Annotated in this window: 16 protein-coding genes; 9 read left to right on the top strand and 7 right to left on the bottom strand. The window is 34.0% G+C overall.

Features of this window, described 5'->3' with window-relative positions; all coding sequences use genetic code 11:
- Positions 1-121 precede the first annotated feature (121 nt).
- Both AMQ68_RS23175 and AMQ68_RS23170 read right to left on the bottom strand, forming a co-directional pair.
- A complete protein-coding gene (locus tag AMQ68_RS23175; protein WP_054512981.1) occupies positions 122-1,012 on the bottom strand; it encodes an archaemetzincin in 891 nt (296 codons plus the stop codon).
- Entirely contained in the window at positions 993-1,469 is a 477-nt protein-coding gene (locus AMQ68_RS23170) for a histidine phosphatase family protein (RefSeq protein ID WP_054512980.1), read from the bottom strand. The genes AMQ68_RS23175 and AMQ68_RS23170 overlap by 20 nt, the downstream gene beginning before the upstream one ends.
- Before the next feature lie 114 nt (positions 1,470-1,583).
- Here AMQ68_RS23170 and ruvX point away from each other — a divergent pair, with 114 nt between their 5' ends.
- From ruvX to AMQ68_RS23145, 5 genes are all read left to right on the top strand, one after another.
- Complete coding sequence (gene ruvX / locus AMQ68_RS23165; RefSeq protein WP_054512979.1) at positions 1,584-2,000, top strand: Holliday junction resolvase RuvX; 417 nt, start codon at positions 1,584-1,586, stop codon at positions 1,998-2,000.
- Positions 1,997-2,569: a peptide deformylase gene (gene def / locus AMQ68_RS23160; protein WP_054512978.1), complete on the top strand. Its 573-nt coding sequence runs from the start codon at positions 1,997-1,999 to the stop codon at positions 2,567-2,569. The genes ruvX and def overlap by 4 nt, the downstream gene beginning before the upstream one ends.
- Positions 2,570-2,651: 82 nt before the next feature.
- On the top strand, positions 2,652-3,209 hold the full coding sequence (locus AMQ68_RS23155; protein WP_054512977.1) for a DUF5606 domain-containing protein: 558 nt from the start codon (positions 2,652-2,654) through the stop codon (positions 3,207-3,209).
- 221 nt (positions 3,210-3,430) lie between these two features.
- Positions 3,431-4,204: a nucleoside triphosphate pyrophosphohydrolase gene (gene mazG, locus AMQ68_RS23150; RefSeq protein ID WP_054512976.1), complete on the top strand. Its 774-nt coding sequence runs from the start codon at positions 3,431-3,433 to the stop codon at positions 4,202-4,204.
- A complete protein-coding gene (locus AMQ68_RS23145; RefSeq protein WP_071254945.1) occupies positions 4,204-5,082 on the top strand; it encodes a hypothetical protein in 879 nt (292 codons plus the stop codon). The genes mazG and AMQ68_RS23145 overlap by 1 nt, the downstream gene beginning before the upstream one ends.
- A 274-nt stretch (positions 5,083-5,356) precedes the next feature.
- Here the strand turns inward: AMQ68_RS23145 and AMQ68_RS23140 are convergent, their stop codons facing one another.
- Both AMQ68_RS23140 and AMQ68_RS23135 read right to left on the bottom strand, forming a co-directional pair.
- Positions 5,357-6,076 (bottom strand): hypothetical protein, encoded by a 720-nt coding sequence (locus tag AMQ68_RS23140; RefSeq protein ID WP_054512975.1) that lies wholly within the window; start codon positions 6,074-6,076, stop codon positions 5,357-5,359.
- Positions 6,077-6,371: 295 nt separating this feature from the next.
- A complete protein-coding gene (locus tag AMQ68_RS23135) occupies positions 6,372-10,085 on the bottom strand; it encodes a metallophosphoesterase (RefSeq protein WP_054512974.1) in 3,714 nt (1,237 codons plus the stop codon).
- A 26-nt stretch (positions 10,086-10,111) separates the two neighbouring features.
- Here AMQ68_RS23135 and AMQ68_RS23130 point away from each other — a divergent pair, with 26 nt between their 5' ends.
- Positions 10,112-11,299, top strand: a complete 1,188-nt coding sequence (locus tag AMQ68_RS23130) for a Pycsar system effector family protein (protein WP_054512973.1) — start codon at positions 10,112-10,114, stop codon at positions 11,297-11,299.
- A 20-nt stretch (positions 11,300-11,319) separates the two neighbouring features.
- Entirely contained in the window at positions 11,320-12,243 is a 924-nt protein-coding gene (locus AMQ68_RS23125) for a bestrophin family protein (RefSeq protein WP_054512972.1), read from the top strand.
- On the opposite strand, the gene AMQ68_RS23120 is transcribed toward AMQ68_RS23125, so the two are convergent.
- Positions 12,240-14,549 carry a GAF domain-containing protein gene (locus AMQ68_RS23120; protein WP_054512971.1) on the bottom strand — a complete coding sequence of 770 codons (2,310 nt, stop codon included), beginning with the start codon at positions 14,547-14,549 and terminating at the stop codon, positions 12,240-12,242. The genes AMQ68_RS23125 and AMQ68_RS23120 overlap by 4 nt on opposite strands.
- Positions 14,550-15,081: 532 nt before the next feature.
- Between AMQ68_RS23120 and AMQ68_RS23115 the strand changes: the two genes are divergently transcribed.
- Together AMQ68_RS23115 and AMQ68_RS23110 are read left to right on the top strand one after the other, a co-directional pair.
- On the top strand, positions 15,082-15,834 hold the full coding sequence (locus tag AMQ68_RS23115; RefSeq protein ID WP_054512970.1) for a hypothetical protein: 753 nt from the start codon (positions 15,082-15,084) through the stop codon (positions 15,832-15,834).
- 90 nt (positions 15,835-15,924) lie between these two features.
- Positions 15,925-16,692, top strand: coding sequence for a hypothetical protein (locus tag AMQ68_RS23110; RefSeq protein WP_054512969.1), 768 nt, complete (start codon positions 15,925-15,927; stop codon positions 16,690-16,692).
- Positions 16,693-16,862: 170 nt separating this feature from the next.
- On the opposite strand, the gene AMQ68_RS23105 is transcribed toward AMQ68_RS23110, so the two are convergent.
- Entirely contained in the window at positions 16,863-18,242 is a 1,380-nt protein-coding gene (locus tag AMQ68_RS23105; RefSeq protein ID WP_054512968.1) for an NADH-quinone oxidoreductase subunit N, read from the bottom strand.
- Positions 18,243-18,341: 99 nt separating this feature from the next.
- Positions 18,342-19,835 (bottom strand): NuoM family protein, encoded by a 1,494-nt coding sequence (locus AMQ68_RS23100; RefSeq protein ID WP_054512967.1) that lies wholly within the window; start codon positions 19,833-19,835, stop codon positions 18,342-18,344.

Below are 19,835 nucleotides of genomic sequence, written 5' to 3'. Positions count from 1 at the left end.
TAGTATATAGAATTTTATACATTATATTGATTGGTGTTGAATAAAAAATTAGGTTTGATTTCTTGTTGGTAAAATATGAGTTGATACAAAACGCCATACTTTTACTAAATATTCTGCCCTTTTATTCAAATAAGTTTACATCCTGCTGTGTTCGGGAAAGCTCAGTATTTAGATGGTATTTTTCAAAGAATTGTTTTAGATCAATTAAGCGTTTTTTATTGTTGTACTTATTACTTGAACTCAGTTTTTGCTGACAAAATGAACACGCTCTTGCAAAATGAGAATCTGTTTCAGGAAGATGATTCGTTCCATTCATTACACAATTGGCATGTAAACAATGGCTGATCCCAAACATATGTCCAATCTCATGAGAACTTATTTTTATGAGTCTTTCGAGACTTTTATTAAAATTTGATTCGGATAAATTTCCATTTGCAAATCGATACATCGAGGTTACCCCAACGCCATCCTGATAAGAAGCTAACCCAAAGACATAGTTCCATTCCGGTTTTGGGAATAGATCTCTTTCTGTAATTCCCATTAAAACAATGGCATCTTTTGGTTTTCTTTTAATTAAAACATTATTCAGCACATATCCGGCTAAAATTTGCTCTTGCCCGTCTTTAAAGATCCTTCTTACAGATTTCGGAAAAATATCATTGGATAAAGCTGGTAAAACTTTGGTTTCAAGTTGAAAATAAATTTTCAGATATTCTTGGGTAAGCTGAATTTCTTTCTTCTGTAAATCATTAAATGTTCCAATGGGTTGTAAATAAATACTATTTTTTCCGGCTTCGGGTTTAATCTTTTCCATTTTCTGGAAATCCTCAAAAGTTTGAAATTTCTCATCCCGATCATATCTCCATTCACCAGGTATGGGCTTAGAAAGCTTTACATCATTCAATGAAATGGCTTCAAAATAGTTTTTTTCCTTCTTTGTACAGGAAAGAAGGAATATAAAAGTTGATAAGAAGAAGATGTTAAAAATGAAACTAAATTTTCCCGGGCTCATAAAAGAAAAGTAATTTCTTATTGGCTCCATCAAACTCTGCCCACGAATTGCAGTCAATTTCAAAACCGGCAACTCCGCAGGTCGGAAAATGAAAAATATCGTTAGAAATAGAGTTGGCAAAATTAGAAATCCCATTGTTATGCGAGAAAAAAGCTACAGAATCATGGGTATCATCCAAACCGTAGATTGCAGATTCAAAATTTCTTTCCAAAGGATTGTATAATTTTTCATCCGTTATCATGGCAGACTGATACGCTTGGTTAAAAATTTCGCAGGTACTCAAGGCACGGACAGCCGGACTCGATACCATATAATCTATTGAGATTTGGTTGTTCTTTAAAAATCCCGACATATTCTTAGCGTCTTCTAACCCTTTGTCCGCCAAAGGTCTATCAAAGTCCTCTGTGTCTTCTGGCCAGTCGCTCTTTGCATGTCTTACTAGGATAAGTTTCTTCATAATTCTGTTTGTTGGAAGATTAAAATTATAAAAAAAATAATGGAATAAAACATGATTTATAAAAAAAACTACGTCACGAATAAAATCATTAAAATTTACTAAATTTGCAAACCTATGGGACAAATCCTTGCAATAGACTATGGAAAGGCTCGCTGCGGTATTGCAGCGACAGATGATATGAAGATCATTGCGAGTGGTCTTGATACCGTACAAACTCCATCTTTAATGGAATTTTTGAAAAAATATTTCAAAGAAAATAGAGTAGATGACATTGTTGTGGGGCTTCCCACAGATTTAAAAGGAAATATTTCCGAGGTGGAAACTGATATTCTAAAATTCATAGAAGAATTTAGAAAAGAATTTTCAGAAGTTCCCGTTCATCGTTTAGATGAAAGATTTACTTCCAAAATGGCTTCGTTTTTTATTTCTCAAAGTGGGAAAAGCAAAAAACAAAGACAGGAAAAAGGATTAATAGATAAAGTAAGTGCAACCATCATATTGCAAAATTTTTTAGAACAAAGAACAAGATGATTTTACCGATAAGAGCCTTTGGGGATCCTGTTTTGAGAAAAGTAGGCAAAGATATAGACAAGAATTATCCCGATTTACAAGAGTTGATAGATAGCATGTTCGACACCATGAACAGTGCTAACGGAATTGGTCTGGCTGCTCCGCAGATTGGTCTGGATATCCGCGTATTTATCATAGACGTTTCTCCATTAGCAGAAGATGAAGATTATGAGGATATTAAGGATGAATTGAAAGATTTCAAAAAAGTTTTCATTAACGCTAAAATTCTTGAAGAATCCGGTGAAGAATGGAAATTTAACGAAGGATGTCTTTCTATTCCTGATGTAAGAGAGGATGTTAAGAGAAAAAGTACAATCGTTATAGAATATTATGACGAAAATTTCGTTAAGCATACGGAAACTTTTTCCGATATTAGAGCCCGCGTAATTCAACATGAATACGACCATATTGAAGGAACGCTGTTTACGGATCATTTAAGTTCTTTGAAAAAGAAATTAGTGAAAGGTAAATTAACAAAGATTTCTCAGGGTGATGTAAGCATCAGCTATAAAATGAGATTTCCGAAATAGTTTGAATAGTAAGTAAAAAACAAGAAAATAATAAACAGCAAAAAGCCTTGAGCCGATTGCTACATTCACAAAAAATAAAGTTATGCTGTTAGAAAAAATAATTTCAATCTCTGGAAAACCAGGACTTTACAAATTAGTTTCTCAATTAAGAAACGGTTTTATTATTGAAGATGTTACTTCAAAAAAGAAAGTAAGCATTGGAAACTCTAGCCAAGTAAGTTTGCTAGACAATATCGCGATGTTTACGTTTGATAAAGAAGTTCCTTTGTTTGAAGTATTTGAAAATATTGCTAAAAACCAAGATTATAAGGAAACGATTTCTCACAAATCTAGTGATGACGAATTGAAGGAATTCATGGGTACATCTCTTCCTAACTACGATACAGAAAGAGTATATGCTTCTGATATCAAGAAATTGGCTCAATGGTACAATATTTTACACAAAGCGGGATATATTACGCCTGAAAGTTTTGTAAAAGCTGAACCTGAAACGTTAGATCCAACAACTGGGGAAGTTACTTTAACAGATAAAGAAGCTCCTAAGAAAGCGGCTCCAAAAGCTCAACCAGCTTCTCCAAAAGCGAAAGCTTCATCTGGAGCAAAAGCAGCTACAAAAAGTACACACAGAAAGATGGGATAATTCATTCCTCTGAATGGTAAATATAAAAGCCTTGTTGAGATTTTCTTGACAAGGCTTTTTTGTTTTGATACGGGGTTGTGTCATTCTGAACGGAACGAAGTGTAGTGAAGAATCTTCAAAATAAAGTTTAGATTCTTCCTTCGTCAGAATGACAAAAAGCATTAAATAGTACACATTGTATTCTTATTCCTTAAATTTGTAATACTTTGAATTTTCAAACTATGAATACCAGACAAGAAAAACTAGAAGCTTTCGGAAGATTATTAGATATCATGGATGACCTGCGCGAAAAATGTCCGTGGGATCAGAAACAAACATTAGAAACACTTCGTCATTTGACGCTTGAAGAAACCTATGAACTTTCTGATGCTATTTTGCAGGGAGATCTTCAGGAGATTAAAAAGGAATTGGGTGATGTTTTGCTTCATCTTGTTTTCTATTCAAAAATAGGTTCTGAAAAAGAAAGTTTTGACATTGCTGATGTCATCAATTCTTTAAATGAAAAATTGATCTTCCGCCATCCTCATATTTATGGAGATGTAGAAGTAAAAGATGAAGAAGAAGTAAAACAGAACTGGGAAAAATTAAAGTTAAAAGAAGGGAACAAGTCTATTTTGGGTGGTGTACCGAAAAGTCTTCCGAGTATGGTGAAAGCATACCGAATTCAGGATAAAGTAAAAGGAATTGGTTTTGAATTTCACGATGCTGAAGATGCATGGAAAAAAGTGGATGAAGAATTAGCCGAATTTCATGCAGAAACGGATATTGATAAAAAGGAACTGGAATTGGGAGATGTATTTTTCTCACTCATTAACTATGCAAGAATTTCAGGAATTAATCCGGATTCTGCTTTGGAAAGAACCAATTTAAAATTTATCTCAAGATTTCAAAAAATGGAAAATATCGCTTTAGAAAAAAATCTAAAGTTGGAAGATCTGTCTTTGGAAGAAATGGATGTGCTTTGGGAGGAAGCTAAAAAATTAAATAAAAACTAATGAAAATGTATATATTTTGTGCCATAACTTCATTGCTTTTTTTAGGGTGTAATCCTAAAAATCAAACTGAGCAACCCAAAGAAGATACGTTGAAAGTAGAATTTTCTTTACCTAAAAAACTAAAAGAAGTTTCAGGGATTACGTTGTCTCCGGATAAAAAAACAATTTGGGCAATAGAAGATAAAGGAAATAAGAATGTTGTGTATGGGCTAAATACACAGGGAGAACTGGTGGCCGATGTTCTTGTGGAAAATGCGGAGAATGACGATTGGGAAGATATTATAAAAGATACCCAAGGCAATATCTACATCGGAAATTTTGGAAATAATGATAATGACAGGCAGAATCTTTCCATCTTGAAATTAGATTTAAAAGATGCTTCTCAGAAAACCACAAAAGCCATTCAGACTACAAAATTCCATTATGAAGGACAGACTGAATTTCCTCCAAAAAAATCGAATTGGTTATATGACTGCGAAGCTTTCGTAGAAATGAAAGGAAATTTTTATCTCTTTACCAAAAACAGGAGTAAGGGTTTTGACGGGACTTTCTTAGTTTTTAAGGTTCCGAATAAAGAAGGAGATTTTGAAGCAAAATTGATAGGTAGATTAAAGCTGGATGGCAAATATAGTGATGCGGCGATTACTTCTGCGGCAATTAACAGTACACAAGATAAAATTGTATTGTTGAATCATAAAAATATACGGGTGCTTTCAGGATTTACGGCAGATAATTTTAACTCAGCTAAGATTCAAAAAATACCTTTACATCATGATTCTCAAAAAGAATCGATTGTTTTTCTTGATGATAAGACATTGCTGATTGCTGATGAAAAAGATAAGAAAACAGGAGGGAACGTTTATAAATACTCCTTTTAAATTAAGAACTTGTTTTCAACTTTTTATTTTAACCACAAAAGAACCACAAGATTAACACTTTAGTATTTTAAGTTAATTATTAAACTGCTAATAAGAGCACATAAGTTTTTAAAAATATTTGCATATTGAGCGGAGTCGAAATATTATTCTTTTGAGTGGCTTTTGTCCCTTTTGTGGTTAATTTTTTTAATTAGTTTAAACAGGCTTTCAATATAAAATCCTCGCAAAGGTAATTTGCGAGGATTGGATATATACTTCTTATGAAGCTGAATAATTATGGTGTAAGATAAGAGATGTGAATATTACCGCTGGATAATCTGAAACTTTGGGTATAACGACAGCGTATTCTAAACGTTTCACCAGCATTAAAAAAAGAGATAGAAGATAAGTTGTGATTAATTCCGAGTGTTCTTTCTCCATGGCCTGTTGAGATAGCCGCCAATGATACGGTAGAAGGTGAAACTTTTTGGATGTAAGAGTTTGCCGTTCCTGCAGTGTATCCATTTCCATTTAAACTTAGGTCATAGGTGATATACGGTACAATATTATAAAACCCGGGCTTTACGACGGTAAATATTCCGTTACTGGAATTGTAGGTGAGATAGGCCGTATCAATTTTATTACTCACATTATAAATATAGGTTTGTGAATAACTTTCATGAGTGCTTACAGGATTGGTACCGGTACCGGTATAACTTCCGCTGCTAGGGCTTATATCTGTTTTATTACCAACAAAAATTACTTTTAAAAAGTTTTCAGATTCTATATTTCTCCAGACAGGTGTGTTTCCGGTTCCGTTTGACATTAAAAATTCGCCTTTATTTCCGGAATTTCCTTTCGTTCTGGAATCACCTCCTACATTCAGATCTTTTACGACTTGTAACGTCCCATTAACGTGTAGTGTATTTTGTGGAGTAGGTGTTTGGATTCCCACTTGCGCATGGTGAATTACGGATACAGCGAATAATGCCATACAAAATAGCTTTTTTTTCATCAAATATGTTTTTTGTTTTAATTTGTCGGTTGCAAATGTAATTTTTTTTATACAATCGATATTTTTAATTAATTTTAAACATATTGCGCTATGCTTGTGTATTATATGTATTGTTGATATTATATATTTCCTTTACGGGTTATATTTATTTTATACCTTCTAATTCAAGAAATAAAAGCGATAAAATTTATTTTTTTTTAATGCAAAAAAGTTTTTATTGAGGATTATTTAAATTAAAAAAGCCTCAGAAAAATATTTTCTAAGGCTTTTAGCTGTATTTGTGATAAATTATTTTTTAAAACGTCATTCCCACGCCACCAGAAATTCTTCCCCCATCAGATCCGTAGAAATAGTTTAATCTTGCAGAGAACATTTCGACAACGCTCATCCAGAATCCAACGCCGGCAGATTGGTGCCATTTGTTAGAATCTTCTTTATCATTCCAAACTCTTCCGATGTCATAACCAATTAACACACCCATATTGGCAGGAATAATGTTGTTTCTTACTCTTCCAAAATCCCAACGGATTTCTGAGTTATTGGTAAAATAAGATCTTCCTGAGAATCTATCATTTCTAAAAGCTCTCATTCCGTTATTTCCACCGATGCTTGCTCCTTGGTAAAATTCAAAATTATTATTGTTGATCAACATGGCATTGCTGGAGTTGGCCAATACAAAATTTCCTCTTTTATCAAGTCTGTGATCAATGGTTAAGGTACCATTTAACGTTAAAAAGTTTTTATCAAAATTTGAAATATTGCTTTTCCAATCGGCATTCAAAATGAATTCCATTCCTAACGTCGGGAAGGCATTATTATCTAAATTTTTAAAACTAAAGGTATAGTTTACTCCTGTAAATTGCTGATTGTTAAAAACCTCAGGCCTTACGTCTGGAGACTGGTCTACAAAACGGTCTCCATTTCTTTGTACCTTGTTATCCTCAAAAGTAAGCTGGAATTTGTTTTCCAGATTCATCCAACTTTTCTTAGAAATAGAAGGGGCAAAAAAGAATTTTGAAATTCTTGCTCTGTTGTATTCTCTCTCTACATTTTCTTTATCGTACACACTTTCGTTAGACAAACCAAAGAAGTTTTCTGAAAAGCGTGGCGTAGAATAAGAAGCATCTAAGTTAAAATCCCATCCTGATATCGCTTTCTTGAAAATTCCTTTATAAGCAAGGTTAAAACCAGCTGTGGCAGTATAGAAATTGGCTTTTAAACTATGTTTTTGGGTATAAGGATCGCGGATAAAATTGTTTACCGTGTAATTGGCTAAGAAACCAATAATCACCCCATCATCAGGGTTATAGTCTGCATTTGGGTAGCCCGCTACAAAATTATATTTCGGATGTTTATAGTTGTAAGTATTGATGTCGTAATCGTCAGAAATATGTTTCGTTCCCGAACCGTTGTAGGTGTTTTTTTGAGATTTAAAATCATAGATCTTTACTTTACTTCCATTTTCCACATTGTAGACATCATGGTTGTAACCTCCTATAAGTCGAATATTTATTTTAGGTCTTCCAGTTCCGGAAACTTCATAAATGTCGTCATCTTCCAACCCATAGATCCAAAGTTCTTTTGTCTTGGCATCATCATAGGTTTTCTCAAATACCAACTCGGGAGATTCGTCTTTTTTGCCTATTTTATATTGTTTTACATTAACAGAATGTCCATTTTTTGTAATCACAAATTTGTCAGGATTTACGGTTCCTGCTAGTGGAACTTTCTCCTGTAAGACATCATAATATCGGATTGCGTAATCTTCTAATTTTGTTTTTCTTGATTTTAATTTTCTTTGAATATCAGCAATCGTTTCATCTTTTACTTCTTTAGGCAGATTGTCAAAAGCGTCATCAATATCTTTATCGGTTAAATGTTCCTGAATATATTTTGCCTGTGCAATCCAGTCTTTTTCGGTAGAACCTTTTAAGAAGATAAGATCTAAAGGATAAGGCTCCATATTGATCCATTTTACATTTTTAATATCATCTTTAAATGTTTTCATGTGGCGGATAGCGGGAACATTCATGATAAGCCTAAACGCGGCTCCATCATATTTACTGAACGCCTGATCTCTGTCTCTAGGAATCGGTTTATACACTACTTTGTCTCCGTCTTTATATTCTGCCCATTTCCATTGATCAGAATGTCTGTCCCAATCGCCAATGAGCATATCAAAAATTCTTGCTCGGATATAAGATTCCTGATCTACAGAATATTTATAGTTTTTGGTGAAATTTTCCAACACATCATCGGTTGAAAGAATATCTCTTGCATTGTCTAATGACTGTAATGTTTTAGGGTCTGAAGAAAAACGTTCCTCAATCATATACATCTCGTCACCATAATGGAGATTATAGTCACCCAATGCCTGTTGTTTCGGAATGTAGAATAATCTCGGATTGCTGTGGAAGATATTAAGCTTATCTGCCATATTTCCTACTGAGAAAGGAGTGAAAGGATGATTGGTCGTGTAAAAATCTAATAAGAACTTATCAGGGAAAGTATTGTTTAATTCATTTCCGAAAGTGCTTTTTTTGAATGCCATATTGTTAAGGAAACGCACAGCACTTTTTTTCACCCCTCTCATTACAAATTCCTGTCCGTCTTTAGCTCTTAATCGTAAACTGTTTGACTGGTTTCCACCTCCTTCTCTGAAAGGTTGGTAGCCACCATCCAATTCGGAAAGATTAGCCGTTGGAGCTTCAATAGACATTCCGTAGTATTTTCTGTAATGCTCGCCCCAAAGCCATGTGTAAAATCTTCTTTTCTCTGTTAATTTTTTAGGATAAACAGTAGAAGATATTGTCTTGGGAAAAGAGTTGGGATAATTATTGACAAATACATCAGGCTTTGAGATCACCGAAATATGAGACAGGTTTTTAAGCTTATTATCTTTTGTTGAAAAGAATTCTACATCTGAACTTTGATCTTTCCTGATATTCAGCACTGCAAAACCATTTCCTCCGTAAGAGAAATCTGTTTGTTCTGCGATGGTTGACGGATCCGTTTTAGACCCTGCGCCGCTAATGATCTGTCTGATATTTCTTTCTTCATGATATTGAAGATTGTGGTCGTGGCCCGAAACAAAAATGATATTTCCTTTGTCCTGAACAATACTTTTTAATCTATTGGCCAGATCTGCGTAATGTTTGTTGTTGATATCTTCCAAACTAGCTCCGGAAGAACTTCTCAGAATATTGATGATGCTTGCTACACCGGGAGCGGGAACTTTACTTTTTAAAGGGAAAAGATGAGACTTTGCTGAATTATATCCTGCATGTGTTCCACTGCTGATAATAGGATGGTGCAATGCTACGATGATTCTTTTGTCCTGATTTTTATTAATGAGATCTTTAAATTCATCAAAGAAATCTTCACGGGTTTTGATCGTACAGTTTTTATTAATCCCTGGATATTTGTCCCAGTTGATTAAAGCCCATTCTGTATCAATGATAATTAATTTAATGTCTTTGGTTAGGCTAATATCATCAATAGGGCAAGCATTTTTGGGAAGAAACGCTTTTTTATCGTTTAGATATTTTTTTACAAAATTTTCCTGAGCTTTTAATCCGTCGATTCCGTGATACCAATCGTGATTTCCGGGAATAACGACTGTTCTTCCTTTGAAATTTTTTGTAATATTAAGTTGGTTTTCCAGTTTTTGTTTGGCTAAAGGATATTCTTTATCGGATTCTTCTGGCATTCCTGAAGGATAAATATTATCTCCAAGAAACAGGACCATAGAATTTTCATTCGCAGAATCCAGCTTATTTTTCAGAATGTTTAGCGTATGCTGTGCCTGAATTTCGTCTGCATTTCCAGCATCGCCAACTAAGAATATTTTAAAGTCGTTTTCAGATTTTATATCAGAATTTTTAACTTCAAATAAGTTTTTACCCTTTTTTACGTTATACGTTGCGCAGGAATATAGAAGTCCGGCAAGCAATAATACTCTAAGGAGAATTGAAATTTTTTTTAGATGAGTTTTAAAGGATAAATTCATAAATTTACATTAACAAAAATTCAGGAATGAGCATTTTACACAAAGCCAAAGATTATGTTGAAATCTTATTCAAAGATAAGTTATCTTCAGTATATTCTTACCATAATTTTATTCATACCACCTACACGGTAAATAAGGCAGAGGAAATTATGAAAAACACCCCTGTCTCTAGTGAGGATCAGGAAAAAGTGTTGTTGGCACTTTGGTTTCATGATACAGGCTACATCGTAAGTCCTCAGAATCACGAAGAGGAGGGCGTTGAGATTCTGAAAAAATTTCTGCTGAACGAAAACTATCCTGAAAGCTATATAGAAGATGTTTCGAAACTTATTTTAGCCACTAAAATTACATACCAGCCTCAGAATCTTTTAGAGAAAATAGTAAAAGATGCAGACTGCAGTCATTTTGCAAGTTATGACTATAACGATATTTCGGATGCCCTGAGAAAAGAATGGGAGCTTACCAATGTAAGATGTTTTTCTAATGACGAATGGAACGCCGGAAACCTTGAGATGCTTAAAAATAAACATCAGTTTTATACGGACTATGCAAAGGAAAACTGGGAGTCGCTCAAAAAGAAAAATATCAAAAAGATAGAGAAAAAGCTAGAAAAGGAGGAGGAGAAGAAAGAGAGTTCTGAAACTAAGAAAGAACCAAAGGAGCCCAAAGAACCTAAAGAAGCAAAATCAGACAGAAGCGTAGATACGTTGTTCAGAATTACATTGAATAACCACACCAGACTAAGTGATATTGCCGACAGTAAAGCGAATATTTTACTTTCTGTAAATGCCATTATCATTTCGGTTTGTCTTTCTGTTTTGGTTCCGAAACTGGATGCTCCAAAAAATGCACACCTTATTATTCCTAGTTTTGTGTTGTTACTATCTAGTGTTTTAACCATTATTTTTGCCATCTTATCCACAAAACCGAACGTTACCAAGACTCAGTTTACCAAGCAGGATATTGCAGATAGAAAAGTAAATCTTTTGTTTTTCGGAAACTTTCAGCAGATGTTGTTTAATGATTATCATGATGCGATGAAAGATTTGATCAAAGACAGAGATTATATTTATGATTCTATGGTAAAAGATCTGTATTATTTAGGGAAGGTTTTGGAAAGAAAATATAAGCTTTTATCCATCACGTATCAGATTTTTATGGTGGGAATTATTATTTCTGTTTTATCTTTTGCGTATGCTTTTCTTTCACTTTAATTTAAAATTAATCTAAGAAAATGATTGTAAGACAGCGGACGAACTGGCTGAAAATGCTATTTATATGGAGAGGTTCTGTGTTGAAGAAAATTATTGTTCAGCTTGTTCTTATCACGTTGTTCTCTTTGGCGGTTTATCTTTTTAAAGGGAAAATATACGATTATAAAGTTCATCTTAATCCTACGATCTTTACGCTGATAGGTCTTGCCTTGGCCATTTTCATGGGATTTTGTAATTCTGCGAGTTATGACCGTTATTGGGAAGGAAGAAAACTTTGGGGATTATTGGTGATTGAAACCAGATCTTTAACAAGACAGATCTTTTCATTAATTAATGATTCTTCTCCGGAAGCTCAAAACGATAAAAAGAAAATTGTAAAAATGATTTCGGCGTTTTGCTGGTCATTAAATTATCAGTTAAGAGATAAATCCGGAACTGAGCATCTTTTGCGCTTGCTTTCTCCTGAACAGGTTAAGCAGCTGGAAGGTAAAAAATTTATTCCAAGTATTATTCTAGGATTTATTGCAGAATGGCTGAGCGAACAGAATAAAAAAGGAAATATAGACACGATTGTCTTAACTTCTTTGGATCATCAACTGAACCAGTTTTCTAATATTTCCGGTGGTTGCGAGAGGATTTATAATACGCCTTTACCTTTTGCGTACAGTGTTTTACTGCACAGAACGGTGTATCTGTATTGCTTTTGGTTACCTTTTGGATTAGTCGATAGTTTGGGCTGGATGATGCCTTTAATTGTGTTGTTGATCAGTTACACTTTCATTGCTTTAGATGCGATTATTCAGGAAATAGCAGAGCCTTTTGGGGAAGAAGAAAATGATCTTGCGTTGAACAGTATTTGCAGAACAATCGAGTTCTCCATTTTCGAGCAGGCAAATATTCCGCAAGGTGAATTGAAGAAACCGGATTCTTATTTTGTGAATTAATCTTCCTGAGTAAAGGAAACTCTTAAGGCTAATAATCCTGTAATTCCCTGCAAATCTTCTACTCTTAAAAACTCTACATCAGGCTGAAGAATACCTTTTTTCTGAAGCTTGGAAATATAATCGAGATATTCTTTTTGATTTTCCATTCCGAAATAAACAATAGTGATTTTTCCTGGGCAGGTTATTCTTTCCGCTGAATCTTTTATATGAGCTTTGTCAAGACGTTTTTTAATAATTTCGTAGTAAGAATTATATGCTCCATCTACGTCAAAACGTTTTTCATCCATTCGGAAACGGATGTCTATTTTTTCGTTATAAACAAAAATAAGAGAAGCAATATCTAAAGAGATCGGTAGCCCTTTTTTGAAATTCTGAAATTCCTGTTCCATTTTGCAAACAGTTTTCAATTGCCAATATCTCAACTTATGCACAATCTTTGACGAATACGTAAGATCCGGAGCAATATTTTGCCCTGTGAATAAATTATGCTCTATTCCGTCTGATTTAAATCTTTCATAATAATGGGGGAAGATCTGCTGAGCTTCTACCTGACTTTCGTCTAAAATATCCGCCAATTTTCTATTGACCAACGTGATAGAATCGTCTAAACTTTTTCTGTTGGCATAGAATAAATCATTCTGGGTGAAAACCTGAGTGAAATAATCTTTGATCTTGGTTTTAAGTTCATCAGTAGACTGTACTTCCAATTTGCCTTGCAAGTAAGGATGAATTTCATCTCTCAATAATCTTTGAAGACGTTGTTCGGTATCAGCTTTTATTTCATTGTTTAATTCATTCTCAAAAATATCTAAAGCCAGCAAATATTTCTCTGAATCTGAATTAATGGATACAAAAATATCATGAAGACCATCAATTTGCTGATTAAGATCTTCCAACATCAGATTAAAACGCTTTTCCGACGAAGAACGAATATCAGAAAAACCAAAAAGTGGTGTTAATGTTTTAAATGAAATTTGCTTTAACGTGTATATCTTTTTTGCCATGGAGGCATTGAAATATTTCTCGGCTTCATTTCTGAATTTCCAGACTACACTGTCGTGAATGGAAGTATATTCTCGCTGGATAATGGCTTCTATCTGATAATTTTTTTCAAAACTAAATCTGTTGATTGAAAAAAGGATCATATCTGTGAAGAACTCCAGTTTTTTTAATTTTAATCCGTTGAAACTGTTCGCTTGTGGAGAAGTAAACTCCATAATGGCCAACAATTCACTGTCTCTCATGATAGGAATTACCATGAAACTGTTGATGTTATTATCTTTTAAAATACTGAAAGAGGGGATTCTTTTTACTTCTTCGTCCAAGTTATCCACATTCGAAACAACAATCGCTTTAGAATTGTGATTTAAATTATCAAATGTATTTTTTCTCGTTTCTTCATCAAAAGCATTGATCCAGAAATCTAGAATATGATTGGTGAAAAAGTTTTCGTAGATCGGAAGTTTCTCCAGTCTTTGATCTTTTTTGTTGAAAAGCATTAACCCAAAATTAAGCTGAGAAACATCAAAGTAAGATTTGAATATTTCAGTTAAGTTTTCATCCGGATTCATGTTCTCAGGGTCGATCTGTATCATGCTTGATTTTAGATCAGATAATGCAACCTCTGAAGTACAATCTACAAGAGAAATAATGGTAAAGCCTTTTAATATCCAAGATTGAGGCGGGAAATATCTCTTCCAAAGCTTGAAATCATCTATATTTTCCAATAGCATATTTAACACTTCATCAGAGGGAATAGCTGTTTTTTCCCCCGGATAGATCTCGATAAAATCTGAGTTTACCGTAATTTTATAGTGCTTCATGATTCCCTGTTTATTTGGGATGTCATAATAAAAGGGAAGGGTACTTTTTATATCTCTTTTGAAATAACTCTGTAAAATTAGGCAGCAGCAGAATACATAAAACTCGTCATCATCGATGTTTCGAAGTTCTATTTCAAAGTCTTTTCCTGCATCTTTAAGAATGTCTTTGAATCTTTCGGTATAATTAAATGTAATGTTAGAAAGCGGAATACTTGCTGCTTTTATTTCATTATTGGTTAAACCTGTTGGAAAAAGGTCGGCCATTAAAAGCCTGATGAGGTCTTCATGTTTGTCTAGTAATGTGACATCCTGAAAGCCATCTTTAAGCTCTTTGAAATTTTTAGTTTTATCAATTAATGACTCGGCATAATTAACGCGATACTCCAAACGGTCGTTATATCGGATATGTTCTAACACATCCAAATACTTTTTGAATGACATGTAGACCTGAAAGGGAGCTTCTTTTTTATAAAAATTTGCCAAAAACCGAAATTTCAAGTAAAGTTATGAAAAAACGACAACTTGAGGGTTGTAAACACGCTGTTTTTATCTATCAATCCATCTAAATTATCCAATATATTTCCTTCTTTCTTGCGTTGAATTTGATGAGGCTTTTTACGAGGCATTTTGCTTTTTCAAGATATAAAATTGGAACTATTATTTTTTGGTGATGTTAGTAATTATTCTAAAGTCAGGGTACTTTTTATTTAACATAATGTTGTTTTTAATGATTTGATTATTAGTTATTTGATTTTGTTTTTATTAACGGATTTTATTTGTAAATGGAAATTTATTAACAGGAATTAACCCCTTAAAAAATTAACGTTATTATAAACGGTTATAAATTTATACGAAAGAATGAAAGAGAATAGAAGGAGAGTTGCTTATTAAATCGTATTGGGAAAATGAGAATATACAAATATAAAATCCTAATAATGAAATCAATATCAATGAAGTTTTATATCTATTTTCAAAATTCTACGAAATAAATTGACATTCACTTAAAACACATATTATGAAAAAGTTCATTTTTTTTATAGTCCTATTATTTCCCGTTTCTTTTATATTCAGTCAAGTAGGAATAGGAACAACTACTCCTGATCCATCTTCTATTTTACATTTAGAATCTTCTAAAAAAGGTATTTTACCTCCAAGAAATACCCTTAGTGGGAGTGGGGATGCCGTTACAATTCCTAATCCGGCTACAGGTCTTCTTGTCTATCATCTTGGAAATAGTGCACTATCAGCAGGTGTTTATATTAACCTCGGAACGCCTAGCGCCCCTGTCTGGACTAGAACCGGACAGAGTGTTACTAACACTGAAGGAAGTAAAATCTATAAAACGAAATACAGAGGCCGTAATTCTTACTTACAAAACTATCCTAAGCCGACGTTATCAATACCTGAGATGAACTTAGAAATGAGATTTGGTGATGATGGCACCAATAATTATTTACAAGTTAGGCTTTTACAAGTACCCACTGTAAATGTTGCAACTAGATTATTAGGACATTGGCAGGGACATAGCCATAATGCGTATGGTACCTTTCTTACATTTACTCCTACGAATTGGAATGTATGGCAAAATGTTGGGGGAATTGAATGGAATTTTGAATGGGGGTATTATTATGTAATATCTACTGATGAAAATAGAGCTACAGGGCTAAACCCGTTCAATTACTCGATGAACATGTATGGACTTTGTGGTTATGGAACTTATGGAAGTGTGAGTTTAGAGCCTTATACATTGGCTGCGGAAGTATTTTAGATAGTAGCTATTTAAATATTATAGTAATCCTCCAAATACACTAAGAACAATTATTAGATATCAAATTTCTTTTAAATAAAACACATTCTCATGAAAAAATACTTAGTAACAGTAGCTTTATGTTCCGTTTCTTTTGGCTTTAGTCAAATAGGAATAGGAACATCAACACCAGATGCTTCTTCAGCTTTACATTTAGAATCTTCTAATCAAGGCCTTTTGATTCCAAGAAATACACTTGCAAGTACTGATGATGCAATTACGATCCCAAATCCTGCAATCGGACTCTTTCTTTACCATTTGGGAAACAGTGCAATGGCATCGGGGATGTATATAAATAAAGGAACCACTACTTCTCCTATATGGAACCGAACCGAACAAGTCTCTACGGGTAATGAAGGGGCTAAAATATATAAAGCGAAATACAGAGGTCGAAATTCTTATCTGCAAAATTTTCCCAAACCTACATTAAAAATACCTGAACTGAATATGGAAGTACGTTTTGCCGAAACGATCACGGGGACTACAGTTGATCATTCTTTTCAATTTAGGCTTCTGCAACAACCTGCGACTAATGTTACCCTTAGAATTAATGAACATTGGCAAGGAGATGTGGATACTGATCACGGAGCCAATCCATATACGGCGAGTTACACAACATCCAATTGGAATACCTGGCAGAGTATTTCTGGATCATGGAAAGGCGAGTGGGGCTTTTATATTGTGATCTCTACTAATGAAATCAGATCAACGGGGCTAAATCCTTTTGATTTCAGTATTAATTTGTATGGTCTTTGTGGTTATGGTACGTATGGGAATATTCTCTCTGAACCTTATTTATTGGCGGCGAAGGTTTTTTAAAAGTTCAGTTTCCAACCCTGATTATTAAATGTTTTATATATTGACAATGATAATATATAGACTAAAATAAGGTAGAAATTACACCATTTCTTAATCATAATTCTCTCATAAAATTCCACAAAAAAAGCACAACCGGAAAAGTTGTGCTTTTGTATATTAAAATTCAGATCTTACAATCCGAACTGTTTTGCAAATAAATCAGGAGCAACTCCTAACATAATGATTGAAGCAATAATAACAACGGCAACAATATTATAGGTAAGTGTTACTTTTTCTGATGTTTTGAAAGTTGTTTCTTTATAGAAGAACATGGCAATAATTAATCTCAGGTAAAAAGCAATTGAAATTGCAGAACCTAAAACGGCTACTAATACTAAGAAAGCTGCACCGTTCATAGCCTGAGAGAATAAAGCAAATTTACCCATGAAACCTGCTGTTAAAGGAACTCCAGCCATTGATAGCAATGAGATCGCTGCAACGGTTGCCAATAAGGGCTCAGATTTTGCCAATCCTTTGAATGCTCCGAAAGAAGTTTCTCTCTTTAATTTTTCTACCCAGATCAAACACATAAATACACCTACTGTAGATAACGAATAAGCAAATAAATAGAATGCTAAGTTATAGGTAGAAAGGCTCGTCATTCCGAAGAAAACCAAACCGATGTATCCTGCGTGAGATACTGATGAATACGCCAACATTCTCTTCGCATTGGTCTGTGCAAGACCCATTGCGTTGGCTAAGAATAAGGTAATGATTAAGAATACTCCAAATACATTGATCCAGTCATGAGTAACGCCTGCGAAACCAATTGTCATTAATCTGAATAATGCATAGAATCCTGAGATTTTCACAACACTTGCCATGAAAGCTGTGATCAATGATGGTGAACCTGAATAAACATCCGGACTCCACATGTGGAAAGGTGCTAATGCTACTTTAAATGCCATTGCACAAAGCATCAACAGAACTCCCAGAATGAACATTACATTTTTAGGATTCTGTGTTCCGAAATCATGAATTTTATATAAATCGAAAGTTCCTGTACTTCCATAAATAAACGCAATACCAAACAAGAGGAACCCTGTTGCAAATGCACCCATTAGGAAATATTTAATAGAAGCTTCGTTTGATCTTAGATCAGTTTTGTTGGCACCCGCCATTACATATAAAGGAATGGAAAGAATTTCTACTCCTAAGAATAATGTTACCAAGTTTTGGAAACCGAAAAGTACGATCCCTCCACATAATGCAAACAACATTAATGCATATAATTCTGACTGGTGGCTTCTGTGATTGCTGAATGCAAAACCTCCCAAAAAGAATAATAATAAAGTAGTTACAATTGATATTTTTGTAAATAAGGCAGTATTTGCAGTATAGTCATACATGTGTCTGTACTTTTCGAAAAAAGCAAGTTCTGGCATGAAGCTTACATATAATGCGATGATTAATCCAAAAATCCCAATGTATCTTGCGAATTTTCCTTGTTCGAAAACTCCTGAAAATAACGCAACAATTGCCGTTAGGAAAACAATAATTAAAACACTCATAATATAGATTTGAGATTTGAGAACTGAGCATTAGAATAAAAATAACTTCTAAATTTCATACTCTCTCTTAATTTTTTAATTTTTAAATCTTTTAATTTCTTAATTAGCCATAGCTGTGTAGATAAACTTCACTGAGCTACTTACCATTGTAATTACCGGTTGAGGGAAAATACCTAATAAGATCACAAAAACTGCGATACTTGCCAATACAGAAAATTCTACTGCAGATAGATCTTTTGCGGTGCTTAATACGGCATCATTTCCTTCTCCGAACATTGCTTTTCCGTAGAATCTCAATAAGTAAACAGCACAAAGAATTACCGTAAGACCAGCGATTACTGCTGCTAATCCGTTAAAATCATATATAGATTTCAACAAGATAAATTCTCCGATGAATCCGTTGGTTAATGGAACTCCCATTGAACCTAATACAATGATCAAGAATAATACGGCAAACTTCGGCGCCACTTTCGCTAAACCTCCCATTTGTCTGATGTCTCTTGATTTAAATCTCTTATATAAAATATCACAACAGTAGAATAAACCTACGACGTTGATACCGTGCGCAAAAGTTTGTACTAAAGCTCCTTCGGCACCTTCAATGTTGAATGATCCTCTTAAAGTAACTACTGCAGAAGCAAAGATACCTGCTACCATCAATCCAACGTGAGAGAAAGAAGAGTATGCAATGATTCTCTTCATATCTGTCTGGATGATTGCAATTAATGCTCCGTGAACAATTCCTACAATTGCAAGAATGATTACAATTTGTCCTGAAATTCCTGCAATTGGAATTGGAGTAATTGGTAATAAGTAACGAAGAACTCCATAAACTGCCATCTTTAGCATAATACCAGATAACAACATCGATCCTTGAGTAGGAGAGTAGGTATAGGTATCAGGCTGCCAAGTATGGAAAGGAAATACCGGTAATTTCACTGCAAAAGCAAAGAAAATAAACCAGAAGACCACAGTCTGTTGCGTTTCGTTTAATGTAGCATTGTATAGATCTGTTAATGCAAATGATGCGGAATGATTGTAAACATAAATCAATCCTACCAACATGAATAAAGATCCAACGAATGTATAGACAAAGAATTTCGTAGTGAATTCTAATCTTTTATTTTCCTGTCCCCAAAGTCCGGCAATAAACCAAATTGGGATCAAAGTTACTTCCCAGAAAATGTAGAACAGTAAACCATCCAAAGAGGTGAAAACTCCTACCAATCCGAACTGCATAAGCAAGATCAAACCATAGAAAGAGTTTTTGTAACTCACATTTTCATTAAACGAAGATAAAATGATGATCGGCGTTAAGATGTTGGTCAATAATAAAAGCAGCAAGCTCATCCCGTCTATCCCGAAATGAAGAGAGCTTTTAATAAATTGTGACCAAGGATAATTGATCTCGTGCTGTAATACACTGTCTACGGTAGGATTAAAATCGAAATCCGCAGCGATGTAAAACGTAATAAGCATTTGAACCAATGCAATTCCTAGTGCTAAATATTTGCTGGATTTATCTTTCCAGGCAAAAACCAGTCCCGATCCTACTAGAGGTAAAAGCAATAATGTTAATAATAAACAAGACAT

This window comes from Chryseobacterium sp. ERMR1:04, assembly GCF_001297705.1.
Classification (GTDB): domain Bacteria; phylum Bacteroidota; class Bacteroidia; order Flavobacteriales; family Weeksellaceae; genus Chryseobacterium.
Note: the sequence above shows the minus strand (reverse complement) of the source record. Positions and strands in the feature narration are given on the sequence as shown.